This window comes from Serratia sp. SM04, assembly GCF_040280225.1.
GTDB classification, from domain to species: domain Bacteria; phylum Pseudomonadota; class Gammaproteobacteria; order Enterobacterales; family Enterobacteriaceae; genus Serratia; species Serratia sarumanii.
This window is the reverse complement of sequence record NZ_JBEOQT010000003.1, coordinates 60,196-80,871: the sequence shown is the minus strand read 5'-3', so window position 1 is coordinate 80,871 and position 20,676 is coordinate 60,196. Positions and strand designations below refer to the sequence as shown.

Here is a 20,676-nt window from a genome sequence, read left to right as displayed (position 1 = left end):
TCGGTGACGATGTCAGTCGGTGTAAACGCATGGTAGAGGCAAGACAGGAACAGTGATAGCGCAAAAATTCGCTGAGTTAAATCAAAAAAATTGAACTAGGGGCGTGAATGCGCCCCGATGGGATCAATAACGCGCTACGCGCTCGGCCAGCAGATCGATAAAGCCTTCGCGGTTGATGCCGGTCAGCACTTCCACGTTGGCCGCGTTGCCGGTTTGCTGGAAATAGTCCACCACCGTCATGCCGGCGGTGTATTCCCCCTTGGTTTCCACCCCCACCCAGCGCTCTACGCCGGTAAACAGCTGCGGCGCCAGCAGCCAGGCGATGGTGCAGGGATCGTGCATCGCCGCGCCGGGCAGGCCGCGCGGGTGGCTGAGATACAGCGGCAGGTAAAAATCGAGCATCTCCGCGACCGCCTGCGCGACCGGATTGGCTATCTGACGAATGCGCTCGATATCCTGCGGCAACACCAGCGCCTGATGGGTGACGTTCAGCCCGGCCATGGTCAGCGGCACGCCGGATTTCAGCACCATTTCGGCGGCTTCGGGATCGACGAAGATGTTGAACTCCACGACCGGCGTGGTATTGCCGGCGTTCATGCCGCCGCCCATGAATACGATGCGCTCGATGCGGCTTTTCAGCTCGGCATGCTGGGCCAGCAGCAGGGCGATGTTGGTCATCGGGCCGGTCACCACCAGGGTTATCGGCTGCGGGCTGGCGCGCAGCAGGCCGGCGATCAGCTCGACGGCGCCGCGGGGATCGGGTTTGAGGGTCGGCGTCGGCAGGTGGGTGTTGCCCATGCCGGTTTTGCCGTGGACATAGTCGGCGATCACCAGCTCGCGCATCAGCGGGCCGCCGGCGCCGGCGGCGACCGGTATGTCCTCGCGCCCCATCAGGGTCAACAGGCCCAGCGCGTTACGCAGGGTTTTCTCCGGCGTCTGGTTGCCGGCGGAGGTGGTGATGGCTTTGACGTCCAGCTCCGGCGAACGCAGCGCCATGGCCAGCGCGATGGCGTCGTCGAGGCCGGGATCGCAATCGATGATAATAGGGCGGGGCATGTTCTTTCTCCTCTGTTTGTTATCCAGCGAGCATCGGATCAAAACCGGGGAGAAACAAGCGCTTTTAGTGCCGGGCGTTAGCGCGACAGGATAAGGCGTTCAGACACCGCAGAGTTCATGAGCGCTGCGTTTCCATTCTTCCACCTCGGTTGGGTGCAAGAAGGAGTAATAGACGGTAGTGCCGTCGGGCAAGATATTTTGCAGTGCCTGCATGCAGTTGGCCTCGCAGGGGCGCAGCTCGATATACACGTTGGTGATCGGCACCTGCTCCTTATCGGCGTCAAAGCGTTCGATACGTCTTATCGCCGCAACCAGCGCGGCCATTTCGGCATGAAGCTTGACCCAGTTATGGGTGTAGATATCCGGCGGCATCTCCATTTTCATCTGGCTATTGCCAAAGGCATAGCGAGTGCTGCCGCGCAGCTGGTATTCGATGGTGGCGCAACAGGACTCAGGCCCGTAACCCGGTTTTTCAATCAGTTTCTTCTTGTCTTCCAACGTGCGTCGAACAATCGGATAACCGGATTTGATGTTGTACTCCGCTTGTACCAGTTGAATCATGCCAGCCTCTCTGGTGGGTGAGTTAATCATCAAAGGTAGGACAGCCTGCAGGATCGCGCGTTGTTTACGGTCATCGCGACGGGGGGTTTAAGATAAATCCTAACTTTGTTGAGGCGGCAATGAGGGGCATTCAGGCGCATGGGCGCCGAAAAACTAGCGCCCCTTGGGGCGCTTGGGTTTAGGGGACTGCGCGATCAGTGCAGGATCTTGGCCAGGAAGTCCTTGGCGCGATCGGATTCAGGGTTGTTGAAGAAATCGTCTTTGTTGCGGTCTTCGACGATTTTGCCTTCGTCCATAAAGATCACGCGATTCGCCACCTTGCGGGCGAAGCCCATTTCGTGGGTCACCACCATCATGGTCATGCCTTCGTTCGCCAGTTCGACCATCACGTCCAGCACTTCGTTGATCATTTCCGGATCGAGCGCCGAGGTCGGCTCATCGAACAGCATGGCGATCGGATCCATGCACAGCGCGCGGGCGATGGCGACGCGCTGCTGCTGGCCGCCGGACAATTGACCGGGGAATTTGTTGGCATGGGCGGTGAGGCCGACGCGCTCCAGCAGCTTCAGGCCCTTCTCGCGCGAGGCGGTCTTATCGCGCTTGAGCACTTTTACCTGCGCCAGCGTCAGGTTGTCGATGATGGACAGGTGCGGGAACAGTTCAAAGTGTTGGAACACCATGCCGACCTTGGCGCGCAGCTGCGCCAGGTTGGTTTTCTTGTCGTTAACCGGCGTGCCGTTCACCAGGATGCTTCCCTGCTGGATCGGCTCCAGGCCGTTGACGGTTTTGATCAGGGTGGACTTGCCGGAACCTGAAGGACCGCAGACGACGACCACTTCGCCTTTTTTCACTTCGGTGGTGCAATCGGTCAACACTTGAAAGTGACCGTACCACTTGGAAACATTTTTCAGGGATATCATCAAACAGTCCTTTTCTTCAAATAGCTTACCAGCGCCGAGGCGGCGAGGCTGATAACAAAATAGACAAAGCCGGCGAACAGGATCATTTCAACCTGGGTGCCGTCGCGTTCGCCGATGGTCGACGCGGTGCGGAAGAAGTCGGCCAGGCTCAGTACGTAAACCAGCGAGGTATCCTGGAACAGCACGATGCCCTGGGTCAGCAGCAGCGGCACCATGGCGCGGAACGCCTGCGGCAGGATCACCAGCCGCATGGATTGCCAGTGGGTCATGCCCAGCGCCAGCGCGGCGGAAGATTGGCCGCGCGAGATGCTGATAATGCCGGCGCGGATGATTTCCGAATAATAAGCTGCTTCAAACAGGGAAAAGGCTACCATAGCCGAGATCAGGCGAATATCGGTTTTCGGCGACAGCCCTAGAACCTGTTGTAATAAGCTTGGAACCACCAGATAGAACCACAGCAGCACCATCACCAGCGGCACCGAACGGAACAGGTTGACGTACAGGGTGGCGAACCAGCTGATCGGTTTGAACGGCGACAGGCGCATCACCGCCAGCACGGTGCCCCACAGGATGCCGACCACGACGGCGGTCACGGTGATCTTCAGCGTGATCACCATGCCCTGCAGCAGATAAGGGAAGCTTGGGACGATCGACGCCCAGTCAAATTCGTACATTATTTACTCCCCAGGTTGCCAGGCAACTGCACTTTCTTTTCGACCAGACGCATAAACAGCATGATAACGGCGTTGATGCCGATATAAGCCAGCGTGATGGCGGTAAAGGATTCATAGGCGTGTGCGGAGTAATCCAACAGCTTGCCGGCCTGCGCGGCCATGTCCACCAGCCCGATGGTGGAGGCGATGGCGGAGTTTTTGACCAGGTTGAGCATCTCCGAGGTCATCGGCGGCACGATCACCCGGTAGGCGTTCGGCAACAGCACGTAGCGGTAGGTTTGCGGCAGCGTCAGGCCCATCGCCAGCCCGGCGGCTTTCTGGCCGCGCGGCAGGGATTGAATGGCGGCGCGCACCTGCTCGCAAACGCGGGCGGCGGTAAACAGCCCCAGACAAAGCATGGAAGAGACGAAGAACTGCACGTTGGGATCCAGCTCGGTCTTGAACCAGGTGCCGATATTGACCGGCAGCAGCTCGGGGATCACCAGATACCAGGTAAAGAATTGCACGATCAGCGGCACGTTGCGGAACAGCTCGACGTAACAGGTGCCGAGAGTGGAAAGAAAGCGGTTGGGCACGGTACGCAAGATACCGAACAGCGAACCGACGAAGAAAGCGATAATCCATGCACAGACGGAGAGGGCCACCGTGACCTGAAAGCCGGACCAGATCCAGCCGAGGTAAGTGGTGTTCCCAAACGGGGCCTGCTGCAGGAAGATACCCCAGTTCCAATCTATTGACATAACAAACTCCGATAAACGGGCGCAGGGCGCCGAAGATTGATGACTTGATGAGCGCCGATCGCCGCGCGGCCAGTCTGGCTGGCTTGTTGTGTACGGATGTCGGTGGCGCGCCTTGGGGAAAATGAGGGAGGGGAACGGCCCCCCTCATTCCTGTCTGTCCCAGTCATCAACTGGGCCGGTTTGGCCTGGCGGCCGCCCCGGCTTTTGTTCTATTTAGTTCAACGCTTTGTCGTTAGGCTCTTTGAACAGTTGCTTCATGTCGTCCGACAGTTCGAAGTTCATGTTGAGCTGTTTTGGTGGGATAGGCTGTTTGAACCATTTGTCAAACCACTTGGCCGCCTCACCGGAAGTTTGCGCCTGGGCGATGGTGTCATCGACCAGTTTTTTGAACTCAGGGTCGTCTTTACGCAGCATGCAGCCGTAGGCCTCTTTCGACTGCGGCGTGCCGATGATTTCCCACTGATCCGGTTTCTTGGCCTTGGCGCGCTCGCCTGCCAGCAGGGCGTCATCCATCATGAAGGCTACGGCGCGGCCGCTTTCCAGAGTGCGGAAGGAATCGCCGTGATCTTTGGCGCTGATGATGCGCATGTTCATCTTGCCGCTGTCGTTCAGCTTGTTCAGCAGCACTTCGGAGGTGGTGCCGGAGGTGACCACCACCGGTTTGCCTGCCAGGTCTTTAAAGTCTTTGATGTCGGAGCCTTTTTTCACCAGCAAGCGGGTGCCGACCACGAAAATGGTGTCGGAGAAGGCGGCCTGTTTCTGGCGCTCGAGGTTATTGGTGGTGGAGCCGCACTCGAAATCATAGGTGCCGTTTTGCAGCAGCGGGATGCGGTTCTGCGAGGTAATCGGCAGCATTTTCACCTGCAGATTCGGTGCATTCAGCTTTTTCTTAACGGCTTCAACTATTTGGTTGGAGTAGTCCTGAGAGTAGCCCACAACTTTTTGTTGGTTGTCGTAGTAGGAGAACGGCACTGACGATTCGCGGTGGCCGACAACGATCACGCCATTGTCTTTGATTTTCTTCAGCGTACCGGTCAGGTCTTCCGCATGCGCCACGCTACCTGCCATACCGAGCAGCAGTAACGATAACGCCAATTTACGCATTTGCATGGTCCAACTCCTTTGCTGTTGTGGTGGCTCTGACTAAAGAGCGTCAGGTTAAACCGACTATTTATTGCTCAAGTTATAAAGATAGTCTTAGAACGGATAGCCGTTAAAAAATAACCGATTGTGAATATCTTGAAACTAAAATGTTTCATTTTTTGAGACGCCGCGCGCACCAAATCAATGCAACAAAACGCTGACGCACTCGTGCGGTGCGCTTGATGCACTCAAAATGTGCGCAGGTGCGACAAAACGTCAGCAAAAGTAAACCGGCGCGCGAGGTCGCCATAGATAAAAGCAAGGAGTGTGCCAGCCGCGTTGATTTAACGGCATTTTCTGACTGAGGTGGGGATATTGACGGGAAAGTGGGGCGCGGCGGGCGCGCCCCGACGGAGAGGATTATTTGCGGCGCAGGCCCAACATCAGCGCCCAGCCGCCCAGCAGCAGGGTAATCACCCACAGCGGCGTGGCGCCGAAGCGCGCATAAGGCGTGACGCCGGTGGTCGGCGTGACCTTCACTTCGAGCACCTGACGGGTGAACTGCGGGATTTCGGCGATCACCTCGCCGTTCGCGTCCACCGCGGCGGTGACGCCGTTATTGGTGCTGCGCAGCAGCGGCCGGCCGAGCTCCAGCGCCCGCATGCGCGCCATCTGGAAGTGTTGCCACGGGCCGATGGAGTGGCCGAACCAGGCATCGTTGGAGATGGTCAGCAGGAAGTTGGTGTCCGGGCGGAAGTTATCGCGCACCTGCTGGCCCAGCACGATTTCGTAGCAGATGGCCGCCGTCAGGTTGTACCCGCGCACGCTGAGCTGCGGCTGCACATAGTCGCCGCGGCTGAAGGAAGACATCGGCAGATCGAAGAACGGCGCCAGCGGCCGCAGCAGCGTCTCCAGCGGCACGAATTCGCCGAACGGCACCAGGTGGTGCTTGTTGTAGCGATTCTTGTCCGGGTAGCTGTACGGCGTCGGCTCGCCGAGTACGATGGCGCTGTTGTAGATCTGCTGGCCCTGTGGCGTGGCGCGCACGTCGACGATGCCGGTTATCAGGCTGCTGTTCTTCGCCCGCATCAGGTCGTCCATCATGGTCAGGAAGCCGTTCTGGTTGGCTTCATAATCCGGGATGGCGGACTCCGGCCAGATGACGATCGGCGCCTTGCCCACGTACGGACGGGTTTCGTCCAGATAGGTTTGCAGCGTGCTGACCAGCGCTTTCGGATCCCATTTCATCGACTGGGCGATGTTGCCTTGCACCATGGCGACGTTCACCGCTTTCTCCGGCTGCGGGGTAAACCACTGCAGCTGGCGCAGCGGCCACGGCAACAGCAGCAGCGCGGCGGCGATGACCGCAGCCGACAGGCGGCGCTGATTGACGGCGTACACCAGCAGACCGGCGATGGCCATCAGCACAAAGGTGATGGCGTCGACGCCCAGCAGCGGCGCGATGCCCTTCAGCGGGCCGTTGATCTGGCTGTAGCCGAACTGCAGCCAGGGGAAGCCGGTCAGCACCCAGCCGCGCAGGAATTCGGTCACCTGCCACAGCGCCGGCGCGGCGATGGCCAGCCGCCACCAGCGGGTGGCCGGGCACAGGCGCGTCAACAGCCCGGCGAACAGCCCGGTATACAGCGACAGGTAAGCGGCGAGCAGCACCACCAGGAAGACGTTGACGGCGAAAGGCATGCCGCCGAAATCGGCGATGCTGACATACACCCAGTTGATGCCGCTGCCGAACAGCCCGAAGCCCCAGACAAAGCCGAGCAGGGCGGACTGTTTGGCGGTGCGATTGAGGGTGACGGCCAGCAGGCCGAACAGGGAGACGATGGCCGCGGGCCAGAAGTCGTAGGGTGAGAACGCCAGCGTCCCGCCGGCACCTGACAACAGCGCCAGCAGGGCGCGAACCCGCTGGCGTTCAAGTAATGAGGCTTTAGCCATGTTGGATTTAATCTTCCAGTTTCGGTGGTGGAGAATCGTCCGGAATTTTTACATGAACCTGGATAATACGTCGACTGTCGGCCATGGCAACTTTAAATAGGTAACCTTCGATTTCAATGGTTTCCCCGCGCGCCGGCAGGTGGCCGAAGGCCTGCATCACCAGACCGCCGATGGTATCGACCTCGTCGTCGCTGAAATGGGTGCCGAAGGCTTCGTTGAAGTCTTCGATCGGGGCCAGCGCGCGCACGGTGTACATGTGGCGGCTGAGCTGGCGGATATCCAGATCGTCTTCGTCGTCGTATTCGTCTTCGATCTCGCCGACGATCAGTTCCAGAATGTCTTCGATGGTGACCAGGCCGGACACGCCGCCGAATTCGTCAATGACAATCGCCATGTGATAGCGCTGGGAGCGGAACTCTTTCAGCATCCGGTCGACGCGCTTGCTTTCCGGCACCACCACCGCGGTGCGCAGCACCTTGTCGATGCTGAACGGCTCGGAGTCTGCGCGCATGAACGGCAGCAGATCCTTGGCCATCAGAATGCCTTCGATGTGATCTTTGTCTTCGCTGATCACCGGGAAGCGCGAGTGGGCGGAGTCGATAATCACGTCCAGGCACTCTTCCAGCGTCTGGTTGCGCTTGAGCGTCACCATCTGGGAGCGGGGGATCATGATGTCGCGCACGCGCTGCTCGGCGATATCCATCACGCCTTCCAGCATGTCGCGGGTATCGGGATCGATCAGGTCGTTTTGTTCGGAATCACGGATCAGCTCGACCAGATCGCCACGGTTTTTGGGCTCGCCGTGGAACAGCTGGTTAAGGATAAGAGTAAAGAACCCCTTCTTGGGACTGGGGCTGTCATTGCTTTGTGAATGGTCGTCGCTCATGGCGTTTTCGTTACTGTCACTCATGTCAGAGTTAAGGGGCGTCAGCGACAGCCCCGCAGGGGGCTGTAGGGTAAACGGCTGACGTCAGACGGGGTCTTTTTCCGCCAGGTACGGATCAGGATAGCCCAGTCCGTGCATGATTTCGGTTTCCAAAGACTCCATTTCTTCGGCTTCATCGTCTTCGATGTGGTCATACCCTAGCAGATGAAGACTGCCGTGGACAACCATATGCGCCCAGTGGGCCTCCAGCGCCTTGCCTTGCTCAATCGCTTCCTGTTCAACCACCTGGCGGCAGATGATCAGATCGCCGAGCAGCGGCAGCTCGATGCCCGGCGGGGCCTCGAACGGGAAAGAGAGCACGTTGGTCGGCTTGTCTTTGCCGCGGTAGGTCAGGTTCAGCTCGTGGCTTTCCGCTTCGTCAACCAGACGCACGGTCACCTCGGCCTCTTCCTGAAATTGCGGCAGCACGCCTTCCAGCCAGCGCTGGAAGGTGGCCTCATCCGGCAGGCCGTCGCCGCTTTCACAGGCAATCTGCAGATCCAAAATCACCTGGCTCATGGTGTCTCCTGCTCGGAGGCGGCGAGCGCCTCGCGCTTACGTTGTTCGGCAATCGCGTCTTTGCGTTTCTGTTCGGCCGCTTCCCAGGCCTCATAGGCGATGACCACGCGGGCCACCACCGGGTGGCGCACCACGTCTTCGCTGTGGAAGAAGTTGAAGCTCAGTTCTTCCACGTCCGACAGCACTTCCACCGCGTGGCGCAGGCCGGATTTCTGGTTGCGCGGCAGGTCGATCTGGGTGACGTCGCCGGTGATGACCGCCTTCGAGTTGAAGCCGATGCGCGTCAGGAACATCTTCATCTGTTCGATGGTGGTGTTCTGGCTCTCATCCAGAATGATAAAGGCGTCGTTCAGCGTGCGGCCGCGCATATAGGCCAGCGGCGCGACTTCGATCACGTTGCGCTCGATGAGCTTCTCCACGCGCTCGAAGCCCAGCATTTCGAACAGGGCGTCGTACAGCGGGCGCAGATAGGGATCGACCTTCTGGCTCAGATCGCCCGGCAGGAAGCCCAGCTTTTCGCCGGCTTCGACCGCGGGGCGGGTCAGCAGAATGCGGCGAATTTCCTGGCGCTCCAGCGCATCTACCGCGGCGGCGACCGCCAGGTAGGTCTTGCCGGTGCCCGCCGGGCCGATGCCGAAGGTGATGTCGTGATCGAGAATGTTGGCGATGTACTGCGCCTGGTTGGGCGTGCGCGGTTTCACCATGCCGCGCTTGGTTTTGATGGTGACCGCCTTGCCGTAATCCGGCACGCTGTCGGCTACCTGTTCCAGCACCCGGCTCTCTTTGATGGCCAGATGGATTTGCTCCGGATCGATATCCGGGATCACGCCGCGAATCGGCGCGGTATCCACGTACAGATGGCGCAGGATATCGGCGGCGGCGGCCACGCACAGGTTTTTGCCGACCAGCTTGAAACGGTTGTCGCGGCGATTGATTTCGATGCCCAATCGGCGCTCGAGTTGTTTGATGTTGTCATCAAACGGGCCGCACAGGCTGAGCAAACGCTTGTTGTCTGCGGGCTCTAACAAAATTTCTTGTGTTGCGACGTTCAAACTATTCCTCTAGGTCACATCGGGCCTGGTTGATGTCACATAGCGCGTCCGGGACGCGCGCGTTCAGGGCGAGCCTGAATACTCTCTTTCTTGAATTATTCATGGTGCGCCGCAACGGCGCAAGTTTACCGCTGATCTATCTGTGCGCCGTCGGCGAAATTCAAGGGAAGAAAAGGAAAAAACGCGGCGGGGCGCAAAGCCCGCCGCGTCATCACAGAACAAGGCCGCTGGGAATCAGTTCTTTTTCACGAACTCGGATTTCAGCTTCATCGGGCCGAAGCCATCGATTTTGCAGTCGATGTTGTGATCGCCTTCGACCAGGCGAATGTTTTTCACCTTGGTGCCGATCTTGAGCATCGAGGAGCTGCCTTTGACCTTCAGGTCTTTGATGACGGTGACCGCGTCGCCGTCCGCCAGCAGGTTGCCGTTGGCGTCTTTGACGATCAGCGTGTCCTGATCTTCCGCCGGGGCGCTGTCGCTCCACTCGTGGGCGCACTCAGGGCAGATGAACAGGGCATTGTCCTGGTAGGTGTATTCGGAGTTGCACTTCGGGCAGTGTGGGAGTTGCATGTTATGTCGCCTCTTCAACAATAAAAAAATAAAAAAGCAAATCACCGGGCGCGGACGCCCGGCGGAGAAACGGTAAGGAGTAGCGCGAATGGGCGGCGATAAGGCGGCCGCCGCGGCGTCAGGGCTGGTAAATGCCGACGCCCAGCGCGTTTTCTTTGCGGGTACGGGCGATCACCGACTGCGGGGATTCATGTACGCGCAGATCCATCTGCTGTTCGGTGCGCACCACTGCGCCACGCAGGGTGTTGGTCAGCACCTCGGTAATTTCCACGTCGACGAACTGGCCGATCATGTCGGGCGTGCCCTCGAAGTTTACCACACGGTTGCACTCCGTGCGCCCGGCCAGCTCCATCACGCTTTTGCGCGAGGTGCCCTCCACCAGAATGCGCTGGACGGTGCCGAGCATGCGGCGGCTGAACTGCAGCGCCTGCTGGTTGATGCGGTCCTGCAGAATATACAGCCGCTGTTTTTTCTCTTCTTCGCTGACGTCGTCGACCATGTCCGCCGCCGGGGTGCCCGGGCGCGACGAATAGATGAAGCTGAAGCTGACGTCGAAATTGACGTCGGCGATCAGGTTCATGGTCTGTTCGAAGTCGGCCTGGCTTTCGCCCGGGAAACCGACGATGAAATCGGAGCTGAGCTGGATGGCCGGCCGCGCCTTGCGCAGCTTGCGGATAATCGCCTTGTACTCCAGCGCGGTGTGCGCGCGTTTCATCATGGTCAGGATGCGATCCGAACCGCTCTGCACCGGCAGATGCAGGAAGCTGACCAGCTCCGGCGTGTCTTCATACACCGCGATGATGTCATCGGTGAACTCGATCGGGTGGCTGGTGGTGAAGCGAATGCGATCGATGCCGTCGATGGCCGCCACCAGGCGCAGCAGTTCGGCGAACGAGCAGATATCGCCGTCATGCGTGGCGCCGCGGTAAGCGTTGACGTTTTGGCCGAGCAGGTTGACCTCACGTACGCCCTGCGCCGCCAGTTGGGCGATTTCGAACAGCACGTCGTCGCTCGGGCGGCTCACTTCCTCGCCGCGGGTGTAAGGCACCACGCAGAAGGTGCAGTATTTGTTGCAGCCTTCCATGATCGACACGAATGCGGTCGGGCCTTCGGCGCGCGGTTCCGGCAGACGGTCGAACTTTTCGATCTCCGGGAAGCTGATGTCGACCACCGGGCTGCGGGTGCCCTGAACGTGATTGATCATTTCCGGCAGGCGGTGCAGGGTCTGCGGGCCGAATACCACGTCAACGCAGGGCGCGCGGCTGCGGATCAGTTCACCTTCTTGCGAGGCCACGCAACCGCCGACGCCGATGATCACCGACGGGTTCTTTTCTTTCAGCAAGCGCCAGCGCCCCAGCATGGCGAAAACTTTCTCCTGCGCCTTTTCACGGATCGAGCAGGTGTTCAGCAGCAGCACGTCCGCCTCTTCGGCGTTTTCGGTCCACTCGAAGCCGTGCGTGCTGTTCAACAGGTCGGCCATTTTCGATGAATCGTACTCATTCATCTGGCAGCCCCAGGTTTTGATATGTAGTTTTTTCGTCATTGACTTGCCATTACTCAGTGCGGAGCGAAAGTTGCGTTACGCGACATGCAGGGCGCGTATTGTAATCATTTGCCGCCGTTGTGACCAGCGCGGGGGAAAATGGCACGCAACCTGAAGCCGGAGCGAAAATCCGGTACACTGCGCAAAACGCCATACCGGGTGGGATGGCGAGCATTCACACAGAAAACATAGCCAATATGAAGACATCTCAAAATCGGTATGACGCGGTGGTGGTCGGCGGCGGCATGGTCGGCGCGGCGGCGGCCCTGGGGCTGGCGCAGGCGGGCTGGTCGGTGGCGTTGCTGGAACATCAGGCGCCGCAGGCGTTCGAGGCGCAAAGCCCGCCGGATCTGCGCATTTCCGCTATCGGCTGCACCTCGGTGGGGCTGCTGAAACAGCTCGGCGCCTGGCAGGCCGTGACGGCGATGCGCACGGCGCCGTATCGCCGGCTGGAGACCTGGGAGTGGGCGTCGTCGCGCGTGGCGTTCGACGCGGTGTCCCTGGGGCTGCCGGAGCTGGGCTTTATGGTGGAAAACCGCATTCTGCAGCTGGCGCTGTGGCAGCAGTTCGCGCAGTGCGCCAATTTGACGCTGCTGTGCCCCGCCAGGCTGCAATCGCTGCAGCGGGCGGACAATGCCTGGCAACTTACGCTGGACGGCGGTGAGACGCTGCAGACGCGTTTGGTTGTCGGCGCCGACGGCGCCAACTCGCAGGTGCGCAAGCTGGCGGCGATCGGCACCAACGGCTGGCAGTATCGTCAGGCGTGCATGTTGATCACCGTCGATACCGGCGCGCCGCAGCAGGATGTGACCTGGCAGCGCTTCTTCCCATCCGGGCCGCGTGCCTTCCTGCCGCTGTACGACAGTTGGGCGTCGCTGGTGTGGTATGACAGCCCGCAGCGCATTCGCCAGCTGCAGGCGATGCCGCCGGCGCAACTGGAGCGCGAGATCGCCGCCGCTTTCCCGGCGCGACTGGGCCCGGTCAAGGTGCACGCCGCCGGTTCGTTCCCGCTGACGCGGCGTCATGCGCAGCGCTACGTGTTGCCGGGGCTGGCGCTATTGGGTGATGCGGCGCATACCATCAATCCGCTGGCCGGGCAGGGCGTCAATCTGGGGTATCGCGACGTGGATGCCTTGCTGAACGTATTAAGCGATGCGCGGGAGCAGGGAGAGGACTGGAGCAGCGAGGCGGTACTGCTGCGCTATCAGCGCCGCCGCCGTACCGACAATCTGCTGATGCAGAGCGGCATGGATCTGTTCTATACCGCTTTCAGCAATAACCTGGCGCCGCTGAACGTGGCGCGCAATCTGGCGCTGATGGCCGCGCAGCGGGCGGGCAAGCTGAAAGAGCATGCGTTGAAGTACGCGTTGGGATTGTAACCGACAGGGCTCGGCTGCGGCTGGGCTCGTTAGGATTGGCCGAGCGCCGGAAAGCAAAAAGCCCGCCGAAGCGGGCTTTTCTAAATATGGCTGGGGTGCCAGGATTCGAACCTGGGTATGCTGGTATCAGAAACCAGAGCCTTACCGCTTGGCGACACCCCAATTATGGTGGCTACGACGGGATTTGAACCTGTGACCCCATCATTATGAGTGATGTGCTCTAACCAGCTGAGCTACGTAGCCGATGGTACTTTTTACTTCTTTGATTTGCAAGCAGTTTGTTATGGCTGGGGTACCTGGATTCGAACCAGGGAATGCCGGTATCAAAAACCGGTGCCTTACCGCTTGGCGATACCCCACCTGCAAACAAATCTTATGTTGAAACCCCATTCCCGAAAGAATATGGCTGGGGTACCTGGATTCGAACCAGGGAATGCCGGTATCAAAAACCGGTGCCTTACCGCTTGGCGATACCCCATCAACATACTGCGCCGACGATGAAGAGAAATGGTGCGGGAGGCGAGACTTGAACTCGCACACCTTGCGGCGCCAGAACCTAAATCTGGTGCGTCTACCAATTTCGCCACTCCCGCAAATGCAAAAAAAAGAGATGGTGGCTACGACGGGATTCGAACCTGTGACCCCATCATTATGAGTGATGTGCTCTAACCAGCTGAGCTACGTAGCCCTCTTTTTTTGCTTTGCCTTCATCGGCGTTGCGGGGCGCATTATGCGTATATGACCGATTTGCGTCAACAAGTTTTTTCCCGAAAAAGTGCCCGGAAGCGCCGTTTGTCTGGGTTGTGAACATTATGGCGATAAAATCGGCAATTCAGGCAGTTGGCGGGGGGAAAAGGCAACAAAAAGGCGGGCCAAAAGGCCCGCCCTGAGGGAAAGCGCCGCGCGATTATTTATAGGCGGCCTGGTGTACGCCGACGGCGCGGCCGGAAGGATCGTCCATCTTCTTGAACGATTCGTCCCATTCGATGGCCTTGGCGGACGAGCAGGCAACAGACGGGCCGCCCGGCACGCATTCGGCGGCGCTCGGCAGCGGGAACAGCTCCTCGAAGATTTCGCGGTACAGGTAGCCTTCTTTCGAAGTCGGCGTGTTGTACGGGAAGCGGAAACGCGCAGTTTCGAGCTGTTGATCGCTGATTTGCTGCGCAGCGACCTCTTTTAGCGTGTCGATCCAGCTGTAGCCGACGCCGTCGGAGAACTGCTCTTTCTGGCGCCAGGCCACGCTGGCCGGCAAATAGGACTCGAAACATTCGCGGACGATGTGTTTTTCCATTTTGCCGTTGCCGCACATTTTATCTTTCGGGTTGATGCGCATCGCCACGTCGAGGAATTTCTTGTCCAGGAACGGTACGCGGGCTTCGACGCCCCAGGCGGACATCGCCTTGTTGGCGCGCGCGCAGTCGAACATATGCAGCGCCAGCAGCTTGCGCACGGTCTCTTCGTGGAATTCGCGGGCGTCCGGCGCCTTATGGAAGTAGAGGTAGCCGCCGAACACTTCGTCCGCGCCTTCACCGGAGAGCACCATTTTGATGCCCATCGCCTTGATTTTGCGCGACATCAGGTACATCGGCGTCGAGGCGCGGATGGTGGTGACGTCGTAGGTTTCGATGTGGTAAATCACGTCGCGGATGGCGTCCAGGCCTTCCTGCACGGTGAAGTGGATTTCATGGTGCACGGTGCCCAGATGGTTGGCCACCTCCTGCGCGGCGCGCAGATCCGGCGAGCCTTCCAGGCCGACGGCGAAGGAGTGCAGCTGCGGCCACCAGGCTTCGCTGCGTTCCTGATCTTCCACGCGGCGCGCGGCGTACTTCTTGGTGATCGCCGAGATGACCGAGGAATCCAGCCCGCCCGACAGCAGCACGCCGTAAGGCACGTCAGACATCAGGTGGCTTTTCACCGACTCTTCCAGCGCGGTGCGCAGGGCGGTGGCGTCGGTCACGTTGTCTTTGACGCTGTCGTAATCGAACCAGTCGCGGCGATAGTATTCGCGGATCTCACCGTCCTGGCTCCACAGGTAGCTGCCGGCCGGAAATTCCTTGATGGTGCGGCACACCGGCACCAGCGCTTTCATTTCCGAGGCGACGTACAGGTTGCCGTGCTCGTCGTGGCCCATGTACAGCGGGATGATGCCCAGATGATCGCGGCCGATCAGGTAGGCGTCTTTTTCGGTGTCGTACAGGGCGAAGGCGAACATGCCTTGCAGATCGTCGAGGAAGTCCGGGCCTTTCTCCTGATACAGCGCCAGGATCACTTCACAGTCGGAACCGGTCTGGAACGCGTAGCGGTCGCTCAGCTGTTGGCGCAGCGCCTGGTGGTTGTAAATTTCGCCGTTGACCGCCAAAACGTGGGTGTGCGCAGCGTTGTACAGCGGTTGAGCGCCGTTGTTGACGTCGACGATCGACAGGCGTTCGTGGGCCAAAATGGCTTTGTCGCTGGCGTAAACGCCGGACCAATCCGGGCCGCGATGGCGCATCAGGCGCGACAGCTCCAGCGCTTTCTTACGCAGTTCAACGGGATCGGACTTCAGATCGAGCACACCGAAAATAGAACACATACAACTCTCCTAACGGGCTTTTATGACTGTGATGTTGTTTTTTACTGTTATGGGCAGCATTGCCGATTCATCAGCGATAACGCGGTTTTGCTGCGCTGTGGTTATGAAAATGCGCCTAAAGCTGCATGAGATGCAAGCGTTTTAGCCATACGCTGAGAAATAGTTGTTTGCCTGGGCGCGATTTTTGACGGATTTTCAGTTATCGGCGGGGAAAATTAGCGATTATGCAATTTTTAGCGTAATGACGGGATTGCCGGCCGGTTTGACCGGCAATCGATTAGCGATTAGGCGATGAGCTGCCACAGGGTGAAGGCGGCGTCCGGCGTCCAGGCGGCGTTGGAGGTGTGCGCCTGAATACAGGTGTATTTCTTGCCTTTATAACTCACCACGTCGCCGGCTTGGTAGCTGTGGTTGTTCTGCCACTCGGGCGCGCTCGGATCGGGCGGCGTGCCGTCGTTGGCGGTTTTGACCGCCAGCGCGCTGCTCGGCAGCGAGGTATTGCCCTGGCTGTCGGTTGCGGTAACGAAGTAGCTGTACTGGGTGGCCGGAGCCAGGCCGTTGTCGGCCAACGACAGGCCGGCAGTCTGGCCGATCGGGTTGCCGTTGCGGTAAACGGTGTAACTGGCGATCGGTAAGGCACCGGTGGCGGCGGCCCAGCTCAGCTTCAGCGAGGTGGCGCCCAACTCGGAGACCGTCAGCGCCGTCGGCGCATTAGGCTTTCCCGGCGGCGGGGTGACTCCGCCCTGAATCAGCGGCGCGTAGCGGGTTTTGAACTCCCAGCTGTAGGCCACGCCGGCTTTGCTTTTGCCGTTGTCCCAGTTGATTGACCAGGTCATCAGGCCCTTGATCGACAGGTTTTTGGCGTCGAGACGCGAGAAGGCGTTATACACCGCCTGTTTGTCGATCACGTAGCCGGTGGCGGCGGCATCGTTGTTGCTCGGCAGGCCGATAACGAATTTACTGGCTGGAATTCGGATAAATCCGCGGGTGCCGGTGACCAGACTTTCCGTCAGGTAATAGAGGAAGTCTTCTTTCATGGCGTCGTTGTTTTGGGCAATCCAGGCACCGGCACCGTTATTGGCCTCGGGAACCCAGATGCCGTCGCCACCCTGGTTATAATATTGCGGCGCGATAAAGTCATAATAGCCATCTAACGCATTAATATAATCGCCATAGCTGCCGTTAGCCTGCAGATAAGGGAATTCCGGGGCCATGCTGATAATAAAGTTTTTCCCCTGCGCGGCGTAATGGTCTTTTACTTTTTTCAGCGCCGCAGGCAAGACGGTTTTATTATTGGCGGCGCCGATCGCCGCCTGTTCCAGATCGATATCCAGGCCGTCGAAGCCGTAGACTTCCACCAGGCGAATAATCTCGTCTTTCAGCCGGTCTTCGTCGCCGGTTTTCAGTTCGATGTGCGCGTCTGCGCCGCCGAGGGAGATCAGCACCGCGCGGCCCTGGCTGTTCAGCACGCCCACCTGGCGGCGGAACTCGGCGTCGGACAGGTTGTAAGGCTTGAAGGTCGGGATTCCCTGGCCTTTCATAAAGGCGACGGCCACCACGTTATATTCGGCGGGAATGTCGGTCAGGTTCATATTGGCGAACTGGCCTTGTTGATAACCGTCACTGGCGCCGGCGGCCCAGTTGTGCCAGAAACCCATCAGGATTTTTTTATTGGCGATAGTCGGCATAATGGCTGCGTCATCGGCGGCATTAATAATGTTATTTGTGCTCATGGTAGCCTCATTAATTAGGGTAAGGGATTTTCGCCTGCCGGCAATATCAGCTATTGGCGGGGCGTAAGGTTATAATGAGGGTTTTTAGCGCGGGCAGGCTGAAACCTTTTGCGGCCATGAACGAATTAAATTCAAACTGCGGTCAGGAAGAGGGAAATAATGGCGGCCGGGCAGCCGCCATAAATGCGTCAGAAAATAGTGATATCGGCAACGGAAGGGTAGACGTAGCTCGGGCGGAAAGGCATGGTTTCGATGTCGCTCAGCGTGGAGACGCCGGACAGCACCAGCACGGTTTCCAGGCCGGCCTGGAAGCCCGCCAGAATGTCGGTGCGCAGGTTGTCGCCGACGATCACCGTCTCTTCCGAGTGCGCCTGCATTTTGTTCAATGCGGCGCGAATGATCCACGGGCTGGGCTTGCCGACGTAAAACGGCTTGCGGCCGGTGATCTTCTCGATGGGGGCGCACAGCGCGCCGCAGGCCGGCGAGAAGCCGTGGCCGTGGCTATCCGGGTTGGTGGCGATAAAGCGCGCGCCGTTACTGACGAAGTAGGCGGCCTTGTGCATCATGTCCCAGTTGTAAGAGCGGGTTTCCCCGACGATCACGAAATCCGGGTTGATGTCGGTGATGGTGAAACCGGCTTTGTACAGCTCATGGATCAGCGCGCCTTCGCCGACCACGTAGGCTTTTTTGCCTTCCTGGCGGCGCAGGAAATCGGCGGTGGCCATCGCCGAGGTATAGAACGCGCTCTCCGGCACTTCCAGCCCGGCGGCGGCGAAGCGGTTCGCCAGATCCTGCGCGGTCTGTGACGGGTAGTTGGTCAGCACCACCAGCGGCATGCCTTGTTCCTGGATGCGCGCCAGGAACAGATCGGCGCCGGGCACCGGCGTATTGTCATGCAGCAGCACGCCGTCGATATCGCATATAACGTTTTTGATTTTCATTTGTCGCTGTTTCTCATGATTACGGCAGGCAAGGGGTGACGATAACACACCTGCCAGAAGCGGCGGATCAGCTTTCCAGCAATCGCTGCAAGAGCACGCCGTTGAGCATCGCGCGTTTGGCCAGGGCGAAAGCGCCGATCGCCGAGCGATGATTGAGTTCGGAGGTCACCACCGGCAGATTCTTGCGGAAGTCCTTCAGCACCTGGGTATTGATGCAGCTCTGGATCGCCGGCAGCAGCACTTTGTCCGCTTCGGTGATCTCACCGGCGATCACCACCTTCTGCGGATTGAACAGGTTGATGGCGATGGCCACCGCCTTGCCCAGATAGCGGCCGACGTGTTCGATCACTTCGCTGGCCAGCAGATCGCCGCGGTTGGCGGCCTTGCAGATGGCGTTGATGCCGCAGTCTTCCAGCGTCAGTTTGCTCGGGTAGCCCTGGCTCAGCAGCTGGCGCACGCGCTGTTCGATCGCCGCGTTGGCGGCCACCGTTTCCAGGCAGCCGAAGTTGCCGCAGTGGCAGCGTTCGCCGAGCGGATCGATCTGGATATGGCCGATCTCGCCGACGTTGCCGTTGTTGCCGAGAAAAATCTGCCCGTTGACGATGATGCCGGCGCCGGTGCCGCGGTGCAGGCGCACCAGAATCGAGTCTTCGCAGTCGCGGGTGGCACCGAAGTAGTGCTCCGCCAGCGCCAGGCTGCGGATGTCGTGGCCGACGAAGCTGGTGACGTTGAAGCGCTGCTGCAGGTTGTCCACCAGCGCCCAGTTGCTGACGCTGATGTGCGGCATGTAGCGCACCACGCCCAGCGCCGGATCCACCAGGCCGGGCAGGATCACCGCGATGGCGATCAGCTCGCGCAGGCGGCGCTGATTCGCTTCGATGAATTGGGCGATGGCGGCGAACAGCGCATTCTCCAGCGTTTCCTGGGTGCGTTCCGGCAGCGGATAGTGTTCTTCGCCGAGCGATTTGCCGCTCATGTCATACAGGGTGATGGTGGCGTCGTGGCGGCCGAGACGCACCGCGACGGTATGGAAATGACGGGTTTCCGACACGATGGAGATCGCGCGGCGGCCGCCGGTGGAGGCTTGCTGATCGACTTCTTTGATCAGCCCGCGCTCCAGCAGCTGGCGAGTAATTTTGGTGACGCTGGCGGGGGCAAGCTGGCTGAGTTCGGCAATTTGAATGCGCGAGATCGGGCCCTGCTGGTCGATCAGGCGGTAAACTGCCGCGCCGTTAAGTTGTTTGACTAAGTCAACGTTCCCTATTTGTGCTTGTCCGCCGGTGCTCATCAATAATGTTACTCGCTGTTCATTGAATTAAACCTCGTTACCGTTAACGAGCGTTTTGGTGATTTTAAAATCACGGGTGAAGGCGGTCAGGTTAGCCACCTTGCCGGCTTCGATGGTGCCCAGACGGTGCTCGACGCCGATGGCGCGCGCCGGGTACAGCGTCGCCATGCGCAGCGCTTCGTCCAGCGCGATGCCGATATGTTCGACGCTGTTTTGCACCGCTTCGATCATGGTCAGCGCGGAACCGCTCAGGGTGCCGTTCTCATCCACGCACAGCCCATCCCGATAGTATATTGTTTTACCGGCGAAAATAAATTGGTCAATATCTGCACCTGCCGGTGCGGTCGCGTCGGTGACCAATACCAATTTATCACCTTTCAGGCGTTTGGCGTTACGGATACTCGCCCAGGCCACGTGATGGCCGTCGGCGATGATGCCGGTATAGACCTCCGGCGTGTCGAAGATCGCTCCCATCAGCCCCGGTTCGCGGCCGGTGATATACGGCATGGCGTTGTACAGGTGGGTGGCGAAGCTGATGCCGGCGGCGAAGCCGGTGCGCGCCTGATCGTAGGTGGCGTTCGAGTGGCCGGCGGAGACCACGATGCCGGCCTCGGTCAGCTGCTTGATAACGTGCGGCTCAACCATCTCCGGCGCCAGCGTCACCTTGGTGATCACGTCGGCGTTGGCGCACAGGTAATCGATCATGTCCTGCGTTGGCTTGCGAATGAACGCCGGGTTATGGGTGCCTTTTTTCACCGGGCTGAGGTACGGCCCTTCCAGGTGCAGGCCCAGCGCCTGGTTTTGGTGCTTTTTCAGATAGGCGCGCATCACCTCGACGCTATGCTTCATGAATTCGTCGCTGCTGGTGATCAGCGTCGGCAGATAGCTGGTGCAGCCGGATTTCTCGTTGGCGCGCTGCATGATCTCCAGCGTTTCTTCCGAAATCGCTTCCAGCGAATCGTTGAACTGTACGCCGCCGCAGCCGTTCAGCTGCACGTCGATAAGCCCGGGGGCCAGGATGGCGCCACCCAGGTCGCGCGTTTCGATGCCGGCGGGCAATTCAGCCGCCGGGCAGACTCTCTCGATCAGCCCATCAGCGATAATGACTGCATGGTCATCAAGTACGTCGTGGCCGGTATAGATTCGGCCGTGGGTTAAAGCGAACATCGT

18 protein-coding genes and 6 tRNA genes are annotated in these 20,676 nt (G+C 59.5%); 1 reads left to right on the top strand and 23 read right to left on the bottom strand.

What is annotated here, in order from left to right:
- Positions 1–123: 123 nt before the first annotated feature.
- The 12 genes from rihA to miaB form a co-directional block, all read right to left on the bottom strand.
- A complete protein-coding gene (gene rihA / locus ABTW55_RS06005; protein WP_060420303.1) occupies positions 124–1,056 on the bottom strand; it encodes a pyrimidine-specific ribonucleoside hydrolase RihA in 933 nt (310 codons plus the stop codon).
- Positions 1,057–1,155: 99 nt separating this feature from the next.
- The gene (locus tag ABTW55_RS06000; RefSeq protein WP_033647196.1) at positions 1,156–1,617 is read right to left on the bottom strand and encodes a hypothetical protein; all 462 of its coding nucleotides are present in this window, start codon (positions 1,615–1,617) and stop codon (positions 1,156–1,158) included.
- Between the two features lie 194 nt (positions 1,618–1,811).
- Complete coding sequence (locus ABTW55_RS05995; protein ID WP_033637437.1) at positions 1,812–2,537, bottom strand: amino acid ABC transporter ATP-binding protein; 726 nt, start codon at positions 2,535–2,537, stop codon at positions 1,812–1,814.
- Positions 2,537–3,211, bottom strand: coding sequence for a glutamate/aspartate ABC transporter permease GltK (gene gltK, locus ABTW55_RS05990; protein WP_033637438.1), 675 nt, complete (start codon positions 3,209–3,211; stop codon positions 2,537–2,539). The genes ABTW55_RS05995 and gltK overlap by 1 nt, the downstream gene beginning before the upstream one ends.
- Complete coding sequence (locus ABTW55_RS05985) at positions 3,211–3,951, bottom strand: amino acid ABC transporter permease (RefSeq protein WP_033647195.1); 741 nt, start codon at positions 3,949–3,951, stop codon at positions 3,211–3,213. Before ABTW55_RS05985 ends, gltK begins: the two co-directional genes overlap by 1 nt.
- 213 nt (positions 3,952–4,164) lie before the next feature.
- Entirely contained in the window at positions 4,165–5,061 is an 897-nt protein-coding gene (locus ABTW55_RS05980) for an amino acid ABC transporter substrate-binding protein (protein WP_033637439.1), read from the bottom strand.
- Positions 5,062–5,454: 393 nt separating this feature from the next.
- On the bottom strand, positions 5,455–6,984 hold the full coding sequence (lnt, locus tag ABTW55_RS05975) for an apolipoprotein N-acyltransferase (RefSeq protein WP_033647194.1): 1,530 nt from the start codon (positions 6,982–6,984) through the stop codon (positions 5,455–5,457).
- Between the two features lie 7 nt (positions 6,985–6,991).
- On the bottom strand, positions 6,992–7,870 hold the full coding sequence (gene corC, locus ABTW55_RS05970; protein WP_004939973.1) for a CNNM family magnesium/cobalt transport protein CorC: 879 nt from the start codon (positions 7,868–7,870) through the stop codon (positions 6,992–6,994).
- An 84-nt stretch (positions 7,871–7,954) separates the two neighbouring features.
- Entirely contained in the window at positions 7,955–8,428 is a 474-nt protein-coding gene (ybeY, locus tag ABTW55_RS05965; RefSeq protein ID WP_033637441.1) for an rRNA maturation RNase YbeY, read from the bottom strand.
- The gene (locus tag ABTW55_RS05960) at positions 8,425–9,480 is read right to left on the bottom strand and encodes a PhoH family protein (RefSeq protein ID WP_033637443.1); all 1,056 of its coding nucleotides are present in this window, start codon (positions 9,478–9,480) and stop codon (positions 8,425–8,427) included. The genes ybeY and ABTW55_RS05960 overlap by 4 nt, the downstream gene beginning before the upstream one ends.
- A gap of 234 nt (positions 9,481–9,714) precedes the next feature.
- The gene (locus ABTW55_RS05955; protein WP_049195580.1) at positions 9,715–10,050 is read right to left on the bottom strand and encodes a zinc ribbon domain-containing protein YjdM; all 336 of its coding nucleotides are present in this window, start codon (positions 10,048–10,050) and stop codon (positions 9,715–9,717) included.
- Between the two features lie 118 nt (positions 10,051–10,168).
- On the bottom strand, positions 10,169–11,593 hold the full coding sequence (gene miaB, locus ABTW55_RS05950; RefSeq protein ID WP_049195581.1) for a tRNA (N6-isopentenyl adenosine(37)-C2)-methylthiotransferase MiaB: 1,425 nt from the start codon (positions 11,591–11,593) through the stop codon (positions 10,169–10,171).
- A 197-nt stretch (positions 11,594–11,790) separates the two neighbouring features.
- Between miaB and ubiF the strand changes: the two genes are divergently transcribed.
- Complete coding sequence (gene ubiF, locus ABTW55_RS05945; protein ID WP_033647192.1) at positions 11,791–12,972, top strand: 3-demethoxyubiquinol 3-hydroxylase; 1,182 nt, start codon at positions 11,791–11,793, stop codon at positions 12,970–12,972.
- A gap of 87 nt (positions 12,973–13,059) precedes the next feature.
- On the opposite strand, the gene ABTW55_RS05940 is transcribed toward ubiF, so the two are convergent.
- The 11 genes from ABTW55_RS05940 to nagA all read right to left on the bottom strand — a co-directional run bounded on the left by ABTW55_RS05940 (position 13,060) and on the right by nagA (position 20,673).
- Positions 13,060–13,134: transfer RNA gene (locus ABTW55_RS05940), tRNA-Gln, on the bottom strand.
- Between the two features lie 4 nt (positions 13,135–13,138).
- Positions 13,139–13,215, bottom strand: a tRNA-Met gene (locus ABTW55_RS05935).
- A 41-nt stretch (positions 13,216–13,256) separates the two neighbouring features.
- Positions 13,257–13,331, bottom strand: a tRNA-Gln gene (locus ABTW55_RS05930).
- A 44-nt stretch (positions 13,332–13,375) separates the two neighbouring features.
- Positions 13,376–13,450 (bottom strand) — tRNA-Gln (locus ABTW55_RS05925).
- 30 nt (positions 13,451–13,480) lie between these two features.
- A tRNA-Leu gene (locus ABTW55_RS05920) sits at positions 13,481–13,565 on the bottom strand.
- Between the two features lie 18 nt (positions 13,566–13,583).
- Positions 13,584–13,660 (bottom strand) — tRNA-Met (locus ABTW55_RS05915).
- Positions 13,661–13,879: 219 nt separating this feature from the next.
- Entirely contained in the window at positions 13,880–15,544 is a 1,665-nt protein-coding gene (gene asnB / locus ABTW55_RS05910) for an asparagine synthase B (protein WP_033637446.1), read from the bottom strand.
- Between the two features lie 284 nt (positions 15,545–15,828).
- On the bottom strand, positions 15,829–17,277 hold the full coding sequence (locus ABTW55_RS05905) for a carbohydrate-binding protein (protein ID WP_033655299.1): 1,449 nt from the start codon (positions 17,275–17,277) through the stop codon (positions 15,829–15,831).
- Positions 17,278–17,465: 188 nt separating this feature from the next.
- Positions 17,466–18,218 carry an HAD-IIA family hydrolase gene (locus ABTW55_RS05900; RefSeq protein WP_004939957.1) on the bottom strand — a complete coding sequence of 251 codons (753 nt, stop codon included), beginning with the start codon at positions 18,216–18,218 and terminating at the stop codon, positions 17,466–17,468.
- A gap of 67 nt (positions 18,219–18,285) precedes the next feature.
- Positions 18,286–19,506: an N-acetylglucosamine repressor gene (locus tag ABTW55_RS05895; protein WP_033637448.1), complete on the bottom strand. Its 1,221-nt coding sequence runs from the start codon at positions 19,504–19,506 to the stop codon at positions 18,286–18,288.
- Positions 19,507–19,533: 27 nt separating this feature from the next.
- A complete protein-coding gene (gene nagA, locus ABTW55_RS05890) occupies positions 19,534–20,673 on the bottom strand; it encodes an N-acetylglucosamine-6-phosphate deacetylase (protein WP_033647188.1) in 1,140 nt (379 codons plus the stop codon).
- Positions 20,674–20,676 lie beyond the last annotated feature (3 nt).